At 62.4% G+C, this 18,827-nt stretch carries 18 protein-coding genes; 3 read left to right on the top strand and 15 right to left on the bottom strand.

Annotated elements, in window-relative coordinates; all coding sequences use genetic code 11:
* Positions 1–26: 26 nt before the first annotated feature.
* Positions 27–1,049, top strand: a complete 1,023-nt coding sequence (locus JL2886_RS08530; RefSeq protein ID WP_065271621.1) for an aspartate-semialdehyde dehydrogenase — start codon at positions 27–29, stop codon at positions 1,047–1,049.
* A gap of 143 nt (positions 1,050–1,192) precedes the next feature.
* A complete protein-coding gene (locus JL2886_RS08525) occupies positions 1,193–1,552 on the top strand; it encodes an aspartate-semialdehyde dehydrogenase (RefSeq protein ID WP_065271620.1) in 360 nt (119 codons plus the stop codon).
* A 704-nt stretch (positions 1,553–2,256) separates the two neighbouring features.
* On the opposite strand, the gene JL2886_RS08520 is transcribed toward JL2886_RS08525, so the two are convergent.
* The 13 genes from JL2886_RS08520 to JL2886_RS08460 form a co-directional block, all read right to left on the bottom strand.
* Positions 2,257–3,327: a branched-chain amino acid ABC transporter permease gene (locus JL2886_RS08520; protein ID WP_065271619.1), complete on the bottom strand. Its 1,071-nt coding sequence runs from the start codon at positions 3,325–3,327 to the stop codon at positions 2,257–2,259.
* Positions 3,324–4,355 (bottom strand): branched-chain amino acid ABC transporter permease, encoded by a 1,032-nt coding sequence (locus JL2886_RS08515; RefSeq protein ID WP_065271618.1) that lies wholly within the window; start codon positions 4,353–4,355, stop codon positions 3,324–3,326. The genes JL2886_RS08520 and JL2886_RS08515 overlap by 4 nt, the downstream gene beginning before the upstream one ends.
* Before the next feature lie 58 nt (positions 4,356–4,413).
* Entirely contained in the window at positions 4,414–5,136 is a 723-nt protein-coding gene (locus JL2886_RS08510) for an ABC transporter ATP-binding protein (protein ID WP_065271617.1), read from the bottom strand.
* Entirely contained in the window at positions 5,129–5,908 is a 780-nt protein-coding gene (locus JL2886_RS08505; RefSeq protein WP_065271616.1) for an ABC transporter ATP-binding protein, read from the bottom strand. The genes JL2886_RS08510 and JL2886_RS08505 overlap by 8 nt, the downstream gene beginning before the upstream one ends.
* A 133-nt stretch (positions 5,909–6,041) precedes the next feature.
* Entirely contained in the window at positions 6,042–7,217 is a 1,176-nt protein-coding gene (locus JL2886_RS08500; RefSeq protein WP_065271615.1) for a substrate-binding domain-containing protein, read from the bottom strand.
* Positions 7,218–7,426: 209 nt separating this feature from the next.
* Entirely contained in the window at positions 7,427–8,197 is a 771-nt protein-coding gene (locus JL2886_RS08495) for an HpcH/HpaI aldolase family protein (RefSeq protein ID WP_065271614.1), read from the bottom strand.
* Between the two features lie 29 nt (positions 8,198–8,226).
* A complete protein-coding gene (gene hpaH, locus JL2886_RS08490) occupies positions 8,227–9,027 on the bottom strand; it encodes a 2-oxo-hept-4-ene-1,7-dioate hydratase (RefSeq protein WP_065271613.1) in 801 nt (266 codons plus the stop codon).
* Entirely contained in the window at positions 9,024–9,881 is an 858-nt protein-coding gene (locus tag JL2886_RS08485; protein ID WP_065271612.1) for a fumarylacetoacetate hydrolase family protein, read from the bottom strand. Before JL2886_RS08485 ends, hpaH begins: the two co-directional genes overlap by 4 nt.
* Entirely contained in the window at positions 9,881–11,305 is a 1,425-nt protein-coding gene (locus tag JL2886_RS08480) for a pyridoxal phosphate-dependent decarboxylase family protein (RefSeq protein WP_065271611.1), read from the bottom strand. Before JL2886_RS08480 ends, JL2886_RS08485 begins: the two co-directional genes overlap by 1 nt.
* Before the next feature lie 104 nt (positions 11,306–11,409).
* Positions 11,410–12,390: a 3,4-dihydroxyphenylacetate 2,3-dioxygenase gene (gene hpaD, locus JL2886_RS08475; RefSeq protein WP_065271610.1), complete on the bottom strand. Its 981-nt coding sequence runs from the start codon at positions 12,388–12,390 to the stop codon at positions 11,410–11,412.
* Positions 12,391–12,415: 25 nt separating this feature from the next.
* The gene (gene hpaD, locus JL2886_RS08470) at positions 12,416–13,267 is read right to left on the bottom strand and encodes a 3,4-dihydroxyphenylacetate 2,3-dioxygenase (RefSeq protein ID WP_065271609.1); all 852 of its coding nucleotides are present in this window, start codon (positions 13,265–13,267) and stop codon (positions 12,416–12,418) included.
* A 42-nt stretch (positions 13,268–13,309) separates the two neighbouring features.
* Positions 13,310–14,818 carry a 5-carboxymethyl-2-hydroxymuconate semialdehyde dehydrogenase gene (gene hpaE / locus JL2886_RS08465; protein ID WP_065271608.1) on the bottom strand — a complete coding sequence of 503 codons (1,509 nt, stop codon included), beginning with the start codon at positions 14,816–14,818 and terminating at the stop codon, positions 13,310–13,312.
* Positions 14,818–15,210: a 5-carboxymethyl-2-hydroxymuconate Delta-isomerase gene (locus JL2886_RS08460; RefSeq protein WP_065271607.1), complete on the bottom strand. Its 393-nt coding sequence runs from the start codon at positions 15,208–15,210 to the stop codon at positions 14,818–14,820. The genes hpaE and JL2886_RS08460 overlap by 1 nt, the downstream gene beginning before the upstream one ends.
* A gap of 119 nt (positions 15,211–15,329) precedes the next feature.
* On the opposite strand from JL2886_RS08460, the gene hpaR reads away from it, so the two are divergent.
* A complete protein-coding gene (gene hpaR, locus JL2886_RS08455) occupies positions 15,330–15,764 on the top strand; it encodes a homoprotocatechuate degradation operon regulator HpaR (RefSeq protein WP_065271606.1) in 435 nt (144 codons plus the stop codon).
* 27 nt (positions 15,765–15,791) lie between these two features.
* Here hpaR and JL2886_RS08450 read toward each other — a convergent pair whose 3' ends face one another.
* On the bottom strand, positions 15,792–17,048 hold the full coding sequence (locus JL2886_RS08450; RefSeq protein ID WP_065273601.1) for a glycerate kinase type-2 family protein: 1,257 nt from the start codon (positions 17,046–17,048) through the stop codon (positions 15,792–15,794).
* Between the two features lie 93 nt (positions 17,049–17,141).
* Positions 17,142–18,692, bottom strand: coding sequence for a sulfatase-like hydrolase/transferase (locus tag JL2886_RS08445; RefSeq protein WP_065271605.1), 1,551 nt, complete (start codon positions 18,690–18,692; stop codon positions 17,142–17,144).
* Between the last annotated feature and the right edge of the window lie 135 nt (positions 18,693–18,827).

The raw sequence follows: 18,827 nt of genomic DNA, 5'->3' as shown, positions 1-18,827 counted from the left end.
GGCCGGGCAAAACTGGAGAAACTAATATGGGTTATCGCGTCGTTATCGCGGGCGCCACGGGTAACGTGGGCCGCGAAATGCTGAACATTCTGGCCGAGCGCCAGTTTCCGGTGGATGAGGTTGCCGTTCTGGCAAGCCGCAAATCCCTGGGAACCGAAGTGACATTTGGCGACAAAACCCTCACTACCCAGGATCTGGACACCTTCGATTTCACCGGCTGGGACATGGCGCTGTTCGCCATCGGCTCGGACGCGACCAAGAAGTATGCGCCCAAGGCGGCGGCTGCGGGTTGCGTGGTGATCGATAACTCCTCGTTGTACCGTTACGATCCGGACATCCCGCTGATCGTGCCCGAGGTGAATCCCGAGGCGGTGCACGGCTATTCCAAGAAAAACATCATCGCCAACCCGAACTGTTCGACCGCGCAGATGGTCGTCGCGCTGAAGCCGCTGCACGACCGCGCCAAGATCAAGCGCGTGATCGTCAGCACCTATCAGTCGGTGTCCGGTTCGGGCAAGGAAGCGATTGATGAGCTGTGGGACCAGACCAAGGCCGTCTACAATCCGACTCAGGATGTGCCGCCGAAGGTTTACCCCAAGCAGATCGCCTTCAACGTCATTCCGCATATCGACGTCTTCATGGAAGACGGGTCGACCAAGGAAGAGTGGAAGATGGTCGCCGAGACCAAGAAGATCGTCGATCCCGCCATCAAGGTCACCGCGACCTGTGTGCGCGTGCCGGTCTTTGTTGGGCACTCCGAAGCGCTGAACGTCGAGTTCGAAGACCATCTGGACGAAGACGAAGCGCGCGACATCCTGCGCGAAGCGCCGGGCATCATGGTGATCGACAAGCGCGAAGACGGTGGCTACGTGACCCCGGTCGAATGTGTTGGCGACTATGCCACCTTCATCAGCCGGATCCGTCAGGACAGCACCATCGACAATGGTCTGAACCTGTGGTGCGTCAGTGACAACCTGCGCAAAGGCGCAGCGCTGAACGCGGTGCAGATTGCCGAACTCCTGGGCCGTGAGGTTCTGAAAAAGGGCTGAGTTGCAGCTCAACTTGCTCTAAAAACCAAATAAAACTGGGGCCATTTCGCAAGAAGTGGCCCCATTTGCATCCGGCAGCCGCCCCATTGTGGTCACAAACAAGACCATGCTGGTAAGGGCCAGAGAAAACGAGGAACGCTGCCATGTACTCCCATGATTTTGAACGTGAAACCGTGACGACCGGCGATGCAGCCATGGCCCAGACTGCCTGGTCCAGCGCCTGCGATCAAAGCCGCCTGGACACCGAGATGATGATCCAGCTGCGTATATCGCTGTGTCCGATTTTCGATGATGCGACCAGCTGGTCCGAGCTGCGCAGCGCCCTGCAGGCCAAGGGATTCTACATGAAGCGTGCCAAAGGCCACATGCATCTTTATGATGGTCACAGTCACGTGCAGATCTGCACCTGCAGCTTCCTCGGCTACCCTGTCGAAGAGCTGGAGCAGCGTTTCAAGAAAACCGCCCCGACCCGCGCAGTGCGCAAACTGCCGGTGCGCAACTAGCGCATTCTGAGCGGCGCCGAGAGAGAGCGGCTGTCCGGAGGGGGGCACCTCCTGTGGTGGCTGTGGTGAGAGGCGGACCGGCCCGCAACGTATCAGCCCCCAGCCCCCGGTCCACAGCGCGTTGCCGCGTACCAGCAGCAACATCTATCCTTTTGGCTAGGTTAACGCAAAAATGGCCCGGCTGTTTGCCCCTTCGGGCAGATAGGCGCAGCCTCCGAAATACGGTAAGGTTTACTTATTCCCGCGGGGTCTTGAGATCCTGCACTGTCCCTGACGTCGCTGACAACCAGTCCCGTCCGGCCCGCCATCCTGCCCCCCCTTTGGCAGAGGTCGGACATTGCATCCCTACCTTGGGATTGGTGGTTGGCGGCGTTGACGGTGCCGGGCTGATATTTGCGCAGTTTTTTGAACAGGGTGCCGCTCTCTCTTGGCGCCCTGTTTGTCTGTCTAGCCCCGAATGTCTCGATAGCGGTGCCTGAGGTCAGGCGGGCGAGCCGTGGGCTCCCGCCCACCATCGCCGGATCGAAGATCCTTCTCTGTTGGTTGGGTCTGGCGCCGCTTGCGCGGCGCAGGGATTTGCTGAGAGGCGCCTTGAGGGGCTATTCTGCCTCTCAAGACGCCAGATCGATTATTGGGTATGTATCCGCGTCAAGGGTGAACCGCACCTGTGGTGCGGCGGCTGCGCCGCCCTTGACCCGGGGACCCTATCCGCTGTTGCGCAGGCGGCCTACGATACCGGTCGGGAAGAAATAGACGCTGAGGATGAACAGGACGCCCAGCCACAACAGCCAGCGGTCCGCATTGAGCAGGTCCGGTAGCAGAGGCAGAGCGCTGGTCAGCTCGGACGCGGCGCCCATCAGGTTTTGCAGATAGTTCTGTGCCAGCACGAAGAGCGTTGCGCCAACGACTGCGCCATACATGGTTCCCATGCCGCCGATCACTACCATCAGCAGGATATCGATCATGATCTCCATCGACAGTGAGGTGTCCGGCCCCACGTAGCGCAGCCAGACGGCATAGAGCGCGCCAGCGAGGGCAGCTGCTGCTGCCGAGAGGCAGGTGGCCGCTACCCGGTAGTAAACCACCTTGTAGCCGATTGCCTCGGCCCGGAAATCGTTTTCGCGGATTGCCTGCAGGACACGGCCAAAGGGTGAGTTCACCACCCGCAACAGGCCGAGGAACAGCACCAGCGCGCCAATGAAAACGAAGTAATAGGCCAGGAGCTTGCCGTTCAGCTTTACTCCGAACAGCTGGCCGTCGAAGGCTTCCTTGCCGAATTTGAAGGCCGGACCAAGTTCGCGCGGGGTCTTGAAGGTCAGCCCGTCTTCGCCGCCGGTCAGGCCCGAGAGCTGGCTGACCAGCACCGCGACAGCCGAAGCCACCGCCAGCGTGATCATGGCAAAGAAGATCGCCCGCACCCGCAGGGAGAACAGGCCGATCACCAGCGCCAGAAGCGCTGCAACGCCTGCTCCGGCGATGGCGCCGATGGCGATGGAGTCAAAGCCGCGCCCCAGATGGGTCGAGGCCAGCGCTACCCCGTAGGCGCCGATACCAAAGAACATCGTATGGGCGAAGCTGACGATACCGCCATAGCCGAGCAGCAGGTCGTAGCTGGCGACCAACACAATGAAGATGCAGATGCGTGCTGCCGTATCCACCGTGCGCACGCCGGGAAAGAGGAAGGGCGCCAGCGCCAGGCAGACAAGGATCACACCAAGAATAAGCGCCAGCGGCACGGAGCGGGGCATATCGCCCGAAAGAAGGGTACGTATCATTTTGCTTTTACCACCGGGATCATGCCCATCGGGCGCCACATCAGGATGGTGACCATCAGGGCGATATTGGAAATCAGCGCCGCCTTGGGTTCGATGAAGGCGATGTAATTCTGCAAAAGCCCGACCAGCAGGGCGCCGATGAAACAGCCCTCGACCGAGCCAAGCCCACCGATGATCACCACGATGAAGATCAGGATCATCGCCTGATTGCCCATATGGGCGGTGACGACCTCTTGGTAGAGGCCCCACATCACGCCGCCCAGACCCGCGAGCGCGGACCCGGCGATGAAGACGCCGACAAAGACCAGCCGCAGCCGGTAGCCGAGCGCCTGTACCATCTCGCCATTCTCGACCCCGGCCCGCACGATCAGGCCGATCTTGGTCCGTCGCAGCACCCAGCGCATGGCGAGGAACACCGCAAGGCCCACACCAACGGCGACCAGACGGTATTTCTCGATCGCGGCCCCGGCAAAGGTGATCGCGCCTTTCAGCGCCTCGGGACGCAGGATGTAGATTTCCTCGGGGCCCCAGAGCACGACGATCAGCTGTTCCACAACGATCAGCCCGCCCATGGTGACAAGGATCTGTTTCAGGTGGTGGCCGTAGACCGGCTCCACGATCACCTTTTCAAAGGCCCAGCCCATGATGCCAGTGGCAATCATGGCGCCCAGCACCGCCACCAGCAGCGCCGTAAGGTTCAATAGCAGCGAGGGCGCCTCGGTCATATGCCCAAGGAGCAGCAGCACCGAAATGCCGACAAAGGCCCCGACCGAGACAAAGGCACCATGGCCGAAATTGATCACATCCATCAGGCCAAAGACCAGCGTCAGGCCCGAGGCCATGATGAAAATCATCATCCCCATGGCCAGACCCGACACCGTCAGTGTCAGCCAGCTTGAGGGGTTCTGGATGGCGAGGAACCCGGCGATGGCGATCAGCGGCACCAGCAGGACTGGCATATGCGGTGCGATACGGTCGCGCAGTGAAACGTCGGCCATCTTGGGGGCGTGTTCAGGTGCGGCGCTCATGGCTGGCCTCCCGATAGGTTTATCTGCTGTGCAGGGCGGATTGGCGTCAGGACAGTCATCAATGTGCCTCCAGACTGAGGCCCATCAGGCGTTCCTGCAGGGCCGCATCGGTTGCCAGCTCCTGCATTTCGCCGGACCAGGTCATCCGCCCGTCGTCCATCACATTGGCACTGTCTCCCAGCGCCTTGGCGACGGCAAAGTTCTGTTCCACCAACAGCACCGAGGCGCCTTGATCCTTCAGATCCTTGAGGGCGCGTGCCATGGTCGAGATGATGGCGGGCGCCAGACCCTTGGTCGGCTCGTCGATGAGGTAAAGCTTGCGTTCCTCGACCATGGCGCGGGCAATCGACAGCATCTGTTTTTGCCCGCCCGACAGGTTCCCGGCCTCGGATTTCCAGAAGGTCTTGAGCGGCGGGAAGGCGGCAAAGATCCAGTCGAGCCGGGCCGAGTTGATCGGGCCGGAGACGGCGGCCAGCACCATGTTTTCCTCGACCGTGAGATCAGCGAAGATTCCCATGTCCTCAGGCACGAAGCCCAGCCCCAAGCGGGCAATTGCCGGGGTGGGCAGTTTGGTGATGTCCTCGCCATCGAACAGGATGCGGCCCTTATGGGCGCGCCAGTGGCCGATGATGGTGCGCAGGGTGGTGGTCTTACCGACCCCGTTGCGGCCCAGAAGCATGGTCACGGCAGCGCGCGGCACCTGCAGATCCACCCCTTGCAGGATGTGATATTGCGCGATGTTGGTATAGACGCCTTCGAGTTTCAGGATAGGATCAGACATCGGCCAGTACTCCTTCGAGGCCCCGGCCCATATAGGCCTCCTGCACCACATCCGAGGCCATAACCTCGGCCGGGGGACCATCAGCGGCGAGGGCGCCGTTGTGCAAAACGATGATGCGGTCGGCGAGGGTGCGGATCACGTCCATCTTGTGTTCGACCAGCAAGATCGTGCGGTTCCGTTGGTCTTTCAGTTCCTCGATCAGGTCCAGCACCACCGGAGCCTCATCAACGCTCATGCCTGCGGTGGGTTCATCGAACATATAGACAGCGGGATCGAGCGCGATCAGCAGCGCGACTTCCAGTTTACGCTGATTGCCGTGGGACAGCTCTGAAACCACCTGTTCGCGCTGTTCCAGCAGGCGCACGCGCTGCAGGATCGCCTCGGCCTCGGCGGTTAGATCGCCGTGGCGCGAGACCATGGACCAGAGGTTGAAGCTGCGGCCCGATTTGGCCTGCACCACCAGACGCACGTTTTCCAGAACCGACAGGTTGGGAAACAGATTGGTCAGCTGAAAGGCCCGGCCGATCCCGGCGCGGGTGCGGGCAGAGACCGACTGGCCGCTGATATCGCGGTCATGCAGGAAGACGCGCCCGGCGCTGGCAGGGATCTGGCCTGAAATCAGGTTGAAATAGGTCGTCTTGCCCGCGCCGTTGGGGCCGACAATCGCAGTCAGCTGCCCGGGATGAAAATCGCAGGTCACCGCATCGACAGCCACGTGGCCGCCAAATCGGACCGTCAGATCACGGGTACTCAATATGGGAGAGGAAGTCATGTCAGTCTCTGGTCTGCCCGCGCCGGGGGGCCTGAAACAACGGGCACCGGGGCTGCGGAAATGGGCCATGGATGGCCAGGCCGGACAAAAGGCGGTCCGGGGCATGGCGCCCCGGACCGCTGGTTCTGAAGGGTTACTGGTTGCGGATTGGGATCGGCAGCTCGTCGATGCTCAGCGCGCGCACCAGTTCCGGGACCGCCCATTCAACGCCGTCTTCGACCTTGATCTTGAAGTGATACATGGGCTGCAGAGCCTGGTGATCTTCGGCGCGGAACATCATGGTGCCCTTGGGGGTTTCCCATTCCATGCCTTCCATCGCGGTGATCAACTCTTCGGTGTCGGTCGAACCGGCCTTCTTGATGGCCTCGACCGCGGCGATACCGGCGGTCATGCCACCTGCGGTGAAGAAATCCGGTGGTGCGCCAAAGCGGGCTTCGTGCTCTTTCACCAGCCAGTCGTTCACCGGGTTCTGCGGGATCTCATAGTAGTAGTAGGTCGCGCCTTCCATGCCGGGGAATTCCTTGTAGGCCTTCATCGCCGCCAGGATGTTGCCGCCCGTTGCCATTTCAATGCCGAACCGGCTGGGGTCCATGGCGTTGATCTTGCTCATCGGGTTGCCGCCACCGGCCCAGATCACGAACAGCTTTTTCTTGCCGTCCAGATCCTTCATCGCGTTGAAGATCCGCTCGGCGGCTGCAGTGAAGTCGGTGGTGTCGGTGGGCACGTATTCTTCGTGCGCAACGTCGCTTCCGACGCTTTCCAGCGCTTCCTTGAAGGCGGCGATGCCATCGCGGCCAAAGGCATAGTCCTGCGCCAGCGTGGCGATATGGGTGTCTTCACCGGCCAGTGCGATGGCGTTGGAGACCGCGTCCTGCGACGAGTTGCGCCCGGTGCGGAAGATATAGCGGTTCCAGTTGGCGCCGGTGATGCTGTCGGCCACGGCGGGTTCCACGATCAGCAGCTTTTCGTATTCCTCGGCAACCGGCAGCATGGCCAATGCCACGCCCGAGCTGACCGGACCGATGGCCAGATCGACTTCGTCATCGCCGTAGGCCTCTTCCAGGAGGGCCTTGCCGTTTTCCGGCTTCAGCTGGGTGTCCTTTTCGATCACGACGATCTTTTCGCCGTTGATCTCCATGGTGCCGCCGGTGGCGTATTCCAGCCCCAGCATCAGCCCGTCATGGGACTGTTTGGCGTAGGCCTCATAAGGGCCGGTTTTGCCGTAGATATGGGCGATCTTGATGTCTGCTGCTGCGGCCGAAGCCAAGGCAAGCGCCGACACCATACCCGCAAGAATAGCGCGTTTCATAGTTGTCCTCCCTGATGTCGCGCCGGTCTCTTTCGGGGTTTTCCCTTGGTCCTGGCGCGCTCTCGCTCCTGTGATTGCAGGCTACTGGCGGAAGGTAAAACCGGTCAATTGCAGGGAAATACGTAGCAGGCCCGCAGCGGGGAAACCACTGCGGGCCTGCGAATGAAGAACCTCTGCGCCAATGGGACTGATAGGGAGGCAATTGAGGCTTAGCGCGCCTTCCAGTCGGCGGCCAGCTTGCGGGCGTTCTGGGCCAGGATCAGCACATCCAGACCCACCGCAAGGAACTGTGCGCCCATGTCGAAATAGGCCTGTGTCGCCTCTTCGGTGACGCCAAGGATGCCGGGCGCCTTGCCTGCAGCGCGGATATGTTCCAGCGCGCCCGCGATCACCGCGCGCACTTCGGGGTGGGCGGCATTGCCCTGGTGGCCCATGTCGGTCGACAGATCTGCCGGGCCGATAAAGACACCGTCGATGCCTTCGACCTGTAGGATGTCATCCAGCGCGGCGATCCCAGCGCGGTTTTCCACCTGCACCAGCAGGCATATCTCCTGATCTGCGGTCTGGATGTATTCGCTGACCGATCCGAACCGGCTGGCCCGCGCCCCTGCAGCGCCGACACCGCGTGTGCCATGGGGCGGGTACTTGCAAGCGCGCACCAATTCCTCGGCCTGTTCGGCGCTTTCGACGATGGGCACCAGAACGGTTTGGGCGCCCGCATCCAACACCTGTTTGATGATCCAAGTTTCGCCAATCGGGACGCGCACCACCGGATGGCTGTCCGAGGCTTCAAGCGCCATCAGCTGGTCCCGGATCGAGCGGATGTCGTTGGGCGCGTGTTCGCCATCCACCACCAGCCAGTCAAAGCCGCAGGTGCCCATGATCTCGGCCACGGAGGGTTCGGCAAAGCTCATCCAGCAACCGATCTGGCGTTTGCCCTCGGCGAGGGCCTGTTTGAAGCTGTTCTTGGGTGCGGGCATGGAAAACCTCTTTGGTCAAATTGGGGCGGTCAGGCGAATGAAATGGCGACTTGGCCAAAGGGGCCAAAATCGGCGGTGATCTCGCTGCCCGGCGGGCATTCGATGGGCCGGATGAACGACCCCGAGAGGACGATATCCCCGGCTTCGATCTGTTGTCCATATTCCGCCATGCGGCGCGCCAGCCACAGGACCGAGGTGACGGGATCGTTCAGCACCCCGGCACCAAGGCCGGTTTCCTCGACCGTGCCGTTGCGGGTGGCGATGGCACCGACCCAGCGCAGATCATGCGCGTCGATGTCGTGACGCGTCTCGCCCAGAACCACGCCCGCATTGGCGGCATTGTCGCTGATGGTGTCGGTGATGATACGCGCCTGCCCGGTGGCGGGATCGGCGCGCAGGATGCGCGTGTCGAGGATCTCAAGCGAGGGCGCCACATAGTCCGTTGCGGCAATCACGTCCTCATGCGTGCAGTCAGCACCTGCAAGGGGCGCTTTCATTACAAAGGCGATCTCGGCCTCGACGCGCGGCTGGATGAACCGTCCGGCGGGCACGGTGCTGCCTGTCTCAAAGGCCATGTCATCCAGCAGTACGCCGCTGTCGGGGGTGGTGATGTTCAGCGCCTGCTGCATGGCGCGGCTGGTGAGGCCGATCTTCCAGCCGATCTTCTTGCGCCCCTGCGCCAGCTTTTGCGCTACCAGCGCCTTTTGCACGGCGTAGGCATCTTCCAGCGTCATGCCGGGATAGGCGAGGGACAGTAGCCCGCATTGCTGGCCGGTTTCTTCGGCTGTCAGCAGGCGCGCGGCGGCCTCTGCGTGCTGGTCGGGGGTCATGCTTCGTCCTCTACCGTGTTGGTGAGCGTGCCGATACCTTCGGCCTCCACTTCGATCACGTCACCGGGTTTGAGGAACCGGGGCGGATCGTACCGCGCGCCCGCGCCGGTGGGGGTGCCGGTCACGATCACATCGCCGGGCACCAGCGTGGTGAAGGTCGAGATATATTCGATCTGGCGGCGGATCGGGAACAGCATCCGGCTGGTACGGTCGTCCTGGCGCAGCTCTCCATTCACATGAGTTGTGAGACGTACATCATCCAGCTGCGCCGCGGAGGTGAACGGCACCAGCCACGGCCCCATGGCGCCGGAGTTGTCCCAGTTCTTGCCTTGGGTCACGTTGAATTTTGCATGGCGCACCCAGTCGCGCAGGGTGCCCTCGTTGCAAAGGGTCACGGCGGCGATATGGTCATAGGCGTTCTCGGCCTTGATGCGGCGCCCACCCTTGCCGATGACAATCGCGATCTCGCCTTCATAGTCCAGCTGCGGTGTTTCCGGCGGACGGATCAGCGGCTGGCCTTGCCCGCTGAAAGAGCGCGGGAAGCGGATGAACAGGGACATGTTCGGCGGCGCTTCCTGGCCGTCCTTGTATTCGGCATTGCGGTCAGGGAAGTTCACCCCGACGCAGATGATTTTCTCCGGGTTGGGCACGGGGATCTGGTAGGTGAATGTGCCATTCGGGTGGGTCACCGGGTGACCTTTGGCAGCCACTGCCAGATCATGCAGCCCATCGGCGGCGATCACATCGCGCAGGGTCGGCCAATGTGGGAACCCGGGCGACAGGGCAGCCATGCCCTCGTCCGTGACAGCGCCGTAATAAGTCTCGCCATTGGCGCTATAGGTGGCAAATCGCATCAATCGGCTCCTCTCATCAGGCTGGCGGCGATTTCGGTGATGACATCATGGGCCATCATCACGTCGCTTTCCGTGGTTTCGAACTGACCCGCCTGGAAGCGGATCACCAGATCGCCATCGACGCGGGTCTGCGTCAGGTAGATCCGCCCGTCGTCATTGATGGCATTGACCAGCGAAAGGTTCAGCGCATCAAGATCCTTGGCTCCCTTGGGTGCATAGCGGAAGGTCCAGAGCGACCACATGGGCGGGGTCACGATCTCGAAATCCGGCGTCGCGGCGAGCTTGTCATGCAGTTGCACCGACCAGTTCACATGGTTGCGAAGTCTCTCCCGAAGCCCCTCAAGGCCATAGGTGCGGATCAGGAACCAGATCTTCAGCGCCCGGAAGCGGCGGCCCAGTGGTACCGACCATTCGGAATAGTTGATGATGCCGTCCTTGCCGTGGGTCTTCAGATACTCGGGGCTGATCGCCAGCGTCTGCACCAGATCGTCGGGGTTCTTCAGGAAATGGGCCGAGCAATCGAACTGCGCCCCGAGCCATTTGTGCGGGTTGAAGACGATGCTGTCGGCGCGATCAATGCCGGGCCAGTAGTGGCGATATTCGGGGCAGATCATCGCTGATCCCGCCCAGGCCGCATCCACATGGGTATATAGGCCGTATTTCTCGGCCACATCCATTACCTTGTCGACGGGATCGGTGGCGCCGGTGCCGGTGCCGCCGACGCAGAGGATCACCCCTGTCGGCTGCAATCCTGCGGCGATGTCGGCCTTGATCGCCGCCTCCAGCGCTGCGGGATCCATACCGCGCCAATCACCCTTGATCGGCACCCGCACTAGGTTCTGCTGGCCGATGCCCGCGACCCAAATCGCGCGGTCGATCGAGGTATGCACTTCGGAGGAGCAATAGACGCGCAGAGGCTTCTGGCTGAACAGGCCTTCTTCGTTGCCTTTCCAATTCAGCGCCTTTTCCCGCATGGTTAGCACCGCCGCCAGGGTGGCCGAAGAGGCGCTGTCCTGAATGACGCCTTGATACGGCTCGGGCAGGTCCAGCGCCTGACGCAGCCAATCCATCATCCGGGTTTCCATCTCGGTCGCCGCCGGAGAGGTCTGCCACAGCATGCATTGCGGTGCGATGGCCGAGACCAGGAATTCCGCCAGCACCGAGGGCGCCGCGGCATTCGAGGTGAAATAGGCAAAGAAGCGCGGGTGCTGCCAATGGGTGATGCCGGGCATCACGATCTCTTCGAAATCGGCAAATATCTCTTCCATACCTTCGCCGCTTTCGGGCGGGCGGCTTGGCAGGGCGTTCAGAACGTCGCCCGGCTCGGTGCGGGCGCGCACGGGTTTTTCGCCCACGGTCAGGTGATAGTCCTGTGCCCAGTCGGCGACCTTGCGGCCCCAGTCTGAGAATTCATCCCATTTCATAAGTTAAGCTCCAATGTACGGGCCTTGGCCCGGACCGCGCCTGACCTTCCCCCTGGGAAGGCGCTTCTCGCCTCCCCAAGGTCAGTCGCTGTCCTGATGTTGTTCTACGGTGCAATGATCGGCTGCGCGGTCAGGGCGCTGGGCTGTGGCTCTACCCCTTCAAAACTTGACCCTTCCTCGAACCAGCTGCGCGGCGCTGGCGCCCCCCAAAGGGTCTGGCGCTGCGGATCCGTGAGCAACCATTTGATCGGCTCAAGGTCGGGATCGCAAGTCTGGTAATCCGAGCAGTAAATCTCGATCCGGTGCCCGTCCGGGTCGCGCACATACAGGAAAAACGCGTTGGAGATCCCGTGCCGTCCGGGGCCGCGCTCGATATTGTCCACGTAACCGGTGGTCGCCATCAGATCCAACAGATCGATGATGGCCAGCGGGTTCGGCACCCAAAAGGCCGTGTGGTGCAGGCGCGGTCCCAGTCCGTTGGTAAAGGCCACGTCATGCACGCCGCCCTTGCGGTGCATCCAGGCGGCCCAGACCTTCCCGCTGTCGTCATCCTCGGTGTATTCGGTGACGCGGAAACCGATCTCGTTGTAGAAGGCAACGCTGGTGTCCACGTCGGCCGAGAACATGTTGAAATGGTCGATGCGGAGCGGTTTTACCCCGTTATAGAGCCTGTATTTCTGGTGGATCGGCTCCAGCCGGTCCATCTTGACGTAGAACTCCAGCGGGATGCCCCAGGGATCGCGGGTGCGCAATGTGCGGCCCATATGCGGGCGCTCCACCCATTCGACTGGCAGCCCCTTGGCGGCAAAGAAATCCGCAGCCTTGTCCAGATCCGGCTCGTCAAACAGCTTGAACCCCAGAACCGCCACTGATGCGCTGTCTGCCTGCACCAGAACGATGCAGTGGTGGCCGCGTTCCTCCATCGCGCGCAGATAGATACGGGTGTCGTCCTCATGCGTCACCTGAAGGCCCAGCGTGTCCACGTAAAAGGCGCGGCTGGCGGCAAGGTCCGTCACCGCATATTCCACATGGCTGAGGCGGACGATGTTGAAGGGCGGGTATAGAACGGGGGCGGGAACGGGCATCTGTGCCTCCTTGTTGATCCGGCGTTCAAACCGGGAAAATCACGTTTGTCTGGCCAGTGCCGGAGCTGGGGAAATAGGGCGTCACCACCTCGCATTTGCCATCATAGGCATCCCATCCCAGCGCGCCATAGAGCATCGCCGTGTCATGCATCGAGCCTTCGCCGCAGCAGAATTGCGCATATTCGCTGAGCATTTTCAGGAAGGTCGCGTGATCGCCATTCTTCCACATCTCCAGCACATGCAGGTCCATCTGTCGGTTGAACTCCGAACTGATGGTGAAGGTGCCATTGTTGGCGGCGTAATCCTTGTTGGCCCAGATCTTGTGGGACAAGGACCCGGAGGCGACCAGCAGCACCTTGCTGTCCGAGGCCTCGACCGCGGCGCGGATCGCCTCACCTACAATACGGCTTTCGTCATGGCCATGTACCGTGGCCCAGGCCGCGACCGAGACGACTTTCATGTCGTGCTCGCGGCTCATGAACCGCATCGGGACAAGGGTTCCGTATTCCAGCTCCAGACTGTCCAGATGATGCGCCAGCGTATAGGCGCCCCGGTCCGAGGCTTCTTTCGCGATGGCATCACCCAGCTCGGGGTTGCCGTCATAGCCGTAAGGCAGATCCTGGATGAACTGCGGGAACTCGTTCGAGGTAAAAAGCCCCTCAAACCGTGTGTTGGCATTGATGTGAAAGCCCGCGTTGATCACCCAATGGGTGTCGCAGATCACCACCGTATCAGCGCCAAGCGCCTTGGCCCGGCGGGCGATCTCACGGTGCCCGTCGATGGCGGGCTGGCGGGTGCCTTTGATGGGGCCCTCCTGCTCGGACATGAGCATGGTGGGCACGTGGGTCATCTTGGCGGCAAGAACGATCTCTCCCATGGGTCTCCTCCCGAAAGGTTGCGCGCGTTTCCGAAGGGGCGATCAGGCGCCGAGGCGCGCGATCTTGTGCTGGCCAGTGGCGAAGCCGATGTGTTTCTGCTCCATGTAGAACTCGAAACTCCAGTCGCCGCCATCGCGCCCGATGCCGGATGCCTTGACCCCGCCAAAGGGCGTCGGCAGGTGGCGCACGTTTTCGCTGTTCACCCAGATCATCCCAGCTTCGAGCCGGTCGGTAAAGCGCAGCGCGCGCGTCAGGTCATTGGTCCAGACATAGCCGGTCAGCCCGTAGGGCGTGTCATTGGCGATCTCCAGCGCCTCTTCCTCGGTGCTGAACGGGATCGAGGTCAGCACCGGGCCAAAGATCTCCTCGCGCGCGATGCGCATCTGGTTGTCGGCGCCGGTGAACAGGGTGGGGCGCACGAAATAACCCTCATCCCCCACCGTCTCACCCCCCGCAGCGACGGTTGCGCCATCTGCGCGAGCGATGTCAAAATAAGAGGTCACCTTGTCGAAATGCTCCTTGCTGATCAGCGGACCGATTTCGGTGGTGGGGTCGAGCGGATGGCCCACCTTGATGCGATTGACGCGCTCCACCAGCTTGGCCTCGAATTCGTCGCGGATGCTGTCCTGCACCAACAGACGCGAGGAAGAGGTGCAGCGTTCGCCGTTGATCGAATAGATCATGAAGATCACCGCATCCAGCGCGCGGTCCAGATCGGCGTCGTCAAAGACGATGACCGGGTTCTTGCCGCCCAGCTCCAGATGCACCCGCTTCAGCGTGTCGGCACCCTGTTTGGTGATGAGGCTCCCGGTGCGGCTTTCGCCAACAAAGGCGATGGCCTTAATATCGGGATGTTCGGTCAGGCGCTTGCCCGCGTCCTCGCCATAGCCGTTGACGGTGTTAAGGACACCCGGCGGCAGGCCTGCCTCCTCGGCGATCTCGACCAGAAGGCGCGCGGTCAGCGGCGAATCCTCGGCCGGTTTGTGGACCACGGTGCAGCCCGCCGCCAAGGCCGGCGCGATCTTCCATGTGGACAGCATGAAGGGCGTGTTCCAAGGCGTGATCACCCCCACCGGGCCAATCGGCACGCGGGTGGTGATATTCATCAGGGTCGGTGATTTCAGGTGCTGGCCATCGCGGGCCTGCACCACCTGATCGGCGAAATAGCGAAAGTTCTCAGCCCCGCGCAGGGCGGCCTTGGACATGAACCGCAGGGCCTGGCCGGTGTCCCAGCATTCGCAGAGCGCGATTTCCTCGGCGCGGGCCTCGATTGCATCGGCAATGCGCAGGAGGATATTGCGCCGCTCGGTGGCGGGCGTGTCGCGCCAGATGGGGAAAGCCGCCTTGGCAGCGGCAGCGGCTTGGTCAACGTCGGCCTCAGAGCCGCGCGCCACATCGCAGATCACGCTCTTGTCCACCGGGGAGGTCGACTGGAACACACCGCCGGATCCGGTCACGTCCTGCCCGTCGATGCGGTTCTGGATACCGGTGTCCTTGAAACGCGCCAGATAGCCACTGAGTTTCTCGATATTGCTGGCCAGATCGCTCATCACTGCTCTGCCTTCTTCATATGGTCGCGGATGGTGCCGCATTTGGGGGAAAGATCGGGGTCGATGTCGCGCATCTCAAACGACAGCGCGAGGGAGTGGGCCTGCATGGCGGGTTCCAGATAACGCCGCGCGGCCTCAAAAATCTCCGTCGTGGCGCGTTTGCGGGTGTCCAGATCGCGGCCGCCGCGCAGGCGGACTGCAATGTCCACATACCCGTGCTGCGGATCGCCATCGGCAATCGAGAAATGGGTCGCGGCAAAGGCGCGCACCCGGATCCCGGCCAGGGGCAGCACGCCGGTGTCCGCCGCCGCAAGGCGCAGCCGGTTGCACAGACCGGCAATATCCGCATAGCCTGCGACATTCGGGGAATAGTCCACCGTGATATGAGGCATTGATCCGTGCTCCTCCCTAGATCATTAACATGTGTAACAAAATCCGCGCCGGTGGTCAACTGTGTGGGATATCGTCCATTCCAATTGCGTTTTGCCTGATTTTGAGGTGATAAACGCACATGACAAAAGCACTGCCATCCACCGACCGTTCGCTGCCGATTGCCTTGTTGCGGGCGCGTGAGCGGGTCATGGGCCCGATTCGAGCGCTCCTGAGCGACGTGAACCTCACTGAACAGCAGTGGCGGGTGCTGCGCGTGGTGCAGGAAAGCGGGCCTACAGACCCGACCCAGATTTCGGAAGAGGCCTGCCTGCTGCTGCCTAGCCTGACCCGCATTCTGCAAAAGCTTGAGGAAAAACAGCTGATCAGCCGCAGCCGCGACGAGAGCGACCGGCGCCGTCAGGTGATCACGATCACCGCAGCAGGAGAGCAGATCATCGATGACAATATCGGTGCCAGCATGGAACTGGCCGCCCGGACCCGGAACAAGATGGGTGAGGAGCGTTATGAGGCACTGCTCGACTTGCTGAACGATCTGGACAAGATCGACCTCTAGGGCGTCGTTAGGCCTTTGGGCCGAGGCTTAATCGGGCAGGCGCAGGAAGACCTGGACATCGGCGACATTGGTGCCGGTGCCGCCGGTCATCAGCAATGCATCTGCGGACTTGAGCGCGGCGTAGCTGTCGTTATTGGCCAGAAGCGCCTCGGGGTCCTGCCCGGCGTCCCGGATGGCCTGCCAGGTGCCGGGGCCGACAAGGCCGCCTGCTGCATCGGTCGGTCCATCGCGCCCATCGGTGCCGCCCGAGAGGAACAGCCAGTTGCCAGTGAGCTGCGCGGCGCCCAACTGCGCCACCCGCAGCGCGAGTTCTTGGTTGCGCCCGCCCAAGCCGTCACCGGCCAGCCGCACTGTGGTTTCCCCGCCAAGGATCAGCGCGACGGGCAGGTCAGTTGCGGCGTTGCGCGCGACCGCGATCACGGTTTCGGCGGCTTCCGCCACATCTCCGGTCAGATGATCGCTGACGATCTCTGCCTGCCACCCCTCTGCCGCCTGTTTCATGGCAGCTAGGCTATGCCGGTTCGATCCGATCAGGATATTCTCAGCCTCTGGCAGATTGGCAGGCGTTTCGGGGGCTGACAGATGCGCCTGTACCGCTGCAGGGCAATCCTCCCAGATGCCCGCCCGCTCCAGCACCGCGCGAGCGTCACTCCGGGTGCCGATGGGGGACACCGTCGGCCCCGAGGCGATGGCGCGCAGGTCGTCGCCGATGACATCCGACAGAAGATAGGCCGTCACCGGGGCGGGTGCCGCATGGCGCAATAGCCCGCCGCCCTTCAGGTCTGACAGCTGCTGGCGGACCAGGTTCATCTCGTTGATCTCAAGCCCCGAGGCGAGCAGCAGACGCCCGACCTCTGCCTTGTCCGCGAGGGTCAGACCCGGTGCAGGCGCCACCATCAGGGCAGATCCTCCGCCCGACATGAGGGCAATCACCCGATCCTGCGGGCTGGTGTCCGCAAGAAAGTCGATCACCGCGGCGCCCGCTGCGGCGCTGGCCTCATCCGGGACGGGATGGCTGCCCGCCAGCACGCGCGCCCCGGGCAGATCGCAGATGTTTTCCGGGTTGGTCACCACAAGGGCCGCCCGGGGCTGCGGAATATGCTCCAGCGCCTCGCGCATCATCGGGATAGCGGCCTTGCCCACGGCGAGGATCAGGGTGCGCCCGCCCTCGGGGCAGGGCGGCAGCGGATGCGCGGTGATCTGGCGACGCAGGGCGAGCGCTGGATCGGCGCGTTCCACGGCGGCAGAGAACAGTTTCAGGGCGGTGTCACGGAGGTCGGTCATGGGCATCATCCCTGTCAGATCGCGGCATCCGGGCGGCGCCGGGATGTTATCGCTAAATTCGCAAAATCTTCTGCCCGATAGAGGCGTGCAGCGTCAACCGCCGGGGCGCTGGCGCCGGTGCGCGCGCGGCCCGTCGGTGGTGATCTCGTGCAGCGATAGCGTGTGGTCGGCGTTCTTCATCCGGTGGCGCAGCATGGTGCGGGTCAGCCGCGCCAGATCCGCCTGCAGGGCGGGATCCCTGGCCACATTCGCCATTTCCCCCGCGCCCTGGTGATCAAACAGGATGGGCGGCAGGTCGGCCGCAAACTCGACCAGGGTGAACCGCTCATCGCGCAGGATCGCGAGAGAGGCCTCCGATGGCCGGATGCCAAAGGCGCCTGCGCCGGTGGTGGCGGGGTCTGCGAAGTCCAGTTCGGAATAGGAGTAACGGCGCCAGTCCGCAGGTGCCTCACCCCGCAGCAGCGGCAACAGGGAGGTGCCGTCCATCGCATTTGGGATCTCCTGTCCGACCCAGTCCAGAATGGTGGGCGTCAGGTCGATCGACTCGGTGATCTCCTGCACCCCGCTCCCAGCGCGCGCGCCATTGCCCGGCAGGCGCACGATCAGGGGCGTCTGATAGGCTGCGTCATAGACCGAGAACTTGCCCCAACTGTGCCGGTCTCCCAGCATCTCGCCATGGTCGGCGCTTATGATGACAAGGGTGTTGTCCTCCTGGCCGCTGTCCTTCAGGAACTGCAGGACCCGTCCGATATGGGCGTCCACCTCGCTTGCCAGCCCCAGGTAGATCGCGCGCAGTGTCTGTACCACGTCGTCATCGGCGCCCAGATCGGGAAAGCCCAGCACGGTGGAGGCGGGCGTCACCGCATCGATGGCCGGGCCGAAAAACGGATGCAAGGCGCGCTCGGCCTCTGCATCGGCCAGCCGGCTGGGCAGGGGCAGCGCAGCGGGATCGTACATATCGTTATAGGGCGCAGGCGCCACCAGCGGCGGGTGCGGACGGATATAGGTCAGATGCGCGAACCAGCTTTGATCGCCATAGGCGGGCATGGTGGCCAGAAACCGGTCGGTCAGAAAGGCAGTGTCGCTGTCTTCGGCGCGGTAGGGGGCCGGATCGTTGAGGCGGGGCGCACCACCAGTGGGCGAGACGGGTTTGTAGAGATCCCAGTAGTCGTCAAAGGTGTAGCCCTTGTTCATCAGGTGGGAGCGCCACGGGTAGGACATTTCGAGCCGCATCTCCAACATCTCGTGGAAATCGGCCATGTGGTATTCATAGGTCTGCACCGCCGGGTCGTTCGGGTGATGCACACGCGGATCGCGGGAGGTGTCGGTATAGCCGAACAGCATCGGCAGATAGCCTGCCTTGCGCATTTCTCCGGCCAGCGTCGGCGCATCGTGGCGCAGCGGCGTGCCATTGCGGACCGAGCGGTGGTTCATCGCGTATTGCCCGGTCAGGATCGAGGCGCGCGAAGGGCCGCAGGGGTTCACCACCGTGTAATTGCGCTCGAAGGTGACGGCGGTTTCCATGAAGGCGCGCAGATTCGGCAGTTCCACATGCTCGGCCAGGGCGCCGGTCAGGCAATCGGCCCGCAGCTGGTCGATGAGGATGAACAGAACATTCTTCCGGGGTTGATCCGGTTGGGCCATGGCGCGTCTCTTTTCAGGCTGTCTTTTGCCAGATAATCCCGCCCTTCGGGGTTTGGAAAGCCTTTTCTGCACCACACAATTATGTGATTATTGACCGATATTTGTGTATTTGTGTGGATTTAACTTGTGGTTTTG

It is taken from the genome of Phaeobacter gallaeciensis (assembly GCF_001678945.1).
GTDB lineage: Bacteria > Pseudomonadota > Alphaproteobacteria > Rhodobacterales > Rhodobacteraceae > Phycobacter > Phycobacter gallaeciensis_A.
This window is presented reverse-complemented; position numbering and strand designations above follow the sequence as displayed.

Coding starts and splice junctions, on each gene's coding strand:
- JL2886_RS08530 (WP_065271621.1), top strand. CDS start 27: ATGGGTTATCGCGTCGTTATCGCGGGCGCCACGGGTAACGTGGGCCGC.
- JL2886_RS08525 (WP_065271620.1), top strand. CDS start 1,193: ATGTACTCCCATGATTTTGAACGTGAAACCGTGACGACCGGCGATGCA.
- JL2886_RS08520 (WP_065271619.1), bottom strand. CDS start 3,327: ATGATACGTACCCTTCTTTCGGGCGATATGCCCCGCTCCGTGCCGCTG.
- JL2886_RS08515 (WP_065271618.1), bottom strand. CDS start 4,355: ATGAGCGCCGCACCTGAACACGCCCCCAAGATGGCCGACGTTTCACTG.
- JL2886_RS08510 (WP_065271617.1), bottom strand. CDS start 5,136: ATGTCTGATCCTATCCTGAAACTCGAAGGCGTCTATACCAACATCGCG.
- JL2886_RS08505 (WP_065271616.1), bottom strand. CDS start 5,908: ATGACTTCCTCTCCCATATTGAGTACCCGTGATCTGACGGTCCGATTT.
- JL2886_RS08500 (WP_065271615.1), bottom strand. CDS start 7,217: ATGAAACGCGCTATTCTTGCGGGTATGGTGTCGGCGCTTGCCTTGGCT.
- JL2886_RS08495 (WP_065271614.1), bottom strand. CDS start 8,197: ATGCCCGCACCCAAGAACAGCTTCAAACAGGCCCTCGCCGAGGGCAAA.
- hpaH (WP_065271613.1), bottom strand. CDS start 9,027: ATGACCCCCGACCAGCACGCAGAGGCCGCCGCGCGCCTGCTGACAGCC.
- JL2886_RS08485 (WP_065271612.1), bottom strand. CDS start 9,881: ATGCGATTTGCCACCTATAGCGCCAATGGCGAGACTTATTACGGCGCT.
- JL2886_RS08480 (WP_065271611.1), bottom strand. CDS start 11,305: ATGAAATGGGATGAATTCTCAGACTGGGGCCGCAAGGTCGCCGACTGG.
- hpaD (WP_065271610.1), bottom strand. CDS start 12,390: ATGCCCGTTCCCGCCCCCGTTCTATACCCGCCCTTCAACATCGTCCGC.
- hpaD (WP_065271609.1), bottom strand. CDS start 13,267: ATGGGAGAGATCGTTCTTGCCGCCAAGATGACCCACGTGCCCACCATG.
- hpaE (WP_065271608.1), bottom strand. CDS start 14,818: ATGAGCGATCTGGCCAGCAATATCGAGAAACTCAGTGGCTATCTGGCG.
- JL2886_RS08460 (WP_065271607.1), bottom strand. CDS start 15,210: ATGCCTCATATCACGGTGGACTATTCCCCGAATGTCGCAGGCTATGCG.
- hpaR (WP_065271606.1), top strand. CDS start 15,330: ATGACAAAAGCACTGCCATCCACCGACCGTTCGCTGCCGATTGCCTTG.
- JL2886_RS08450 (WP_065273601.1), bottom strand. CDS start 17,048: ATGACCGACCTCCGTGACACCGCCCTGAAACTGTTCTCTGCCGCCGTG.
- JL2886_RS08445 (WP_065271605.1), bottom strand. CDS start 18,692: ATGGCCCAACCGGATCAACCCCGGAAGAATGTTCTGTTCATCCTCATC.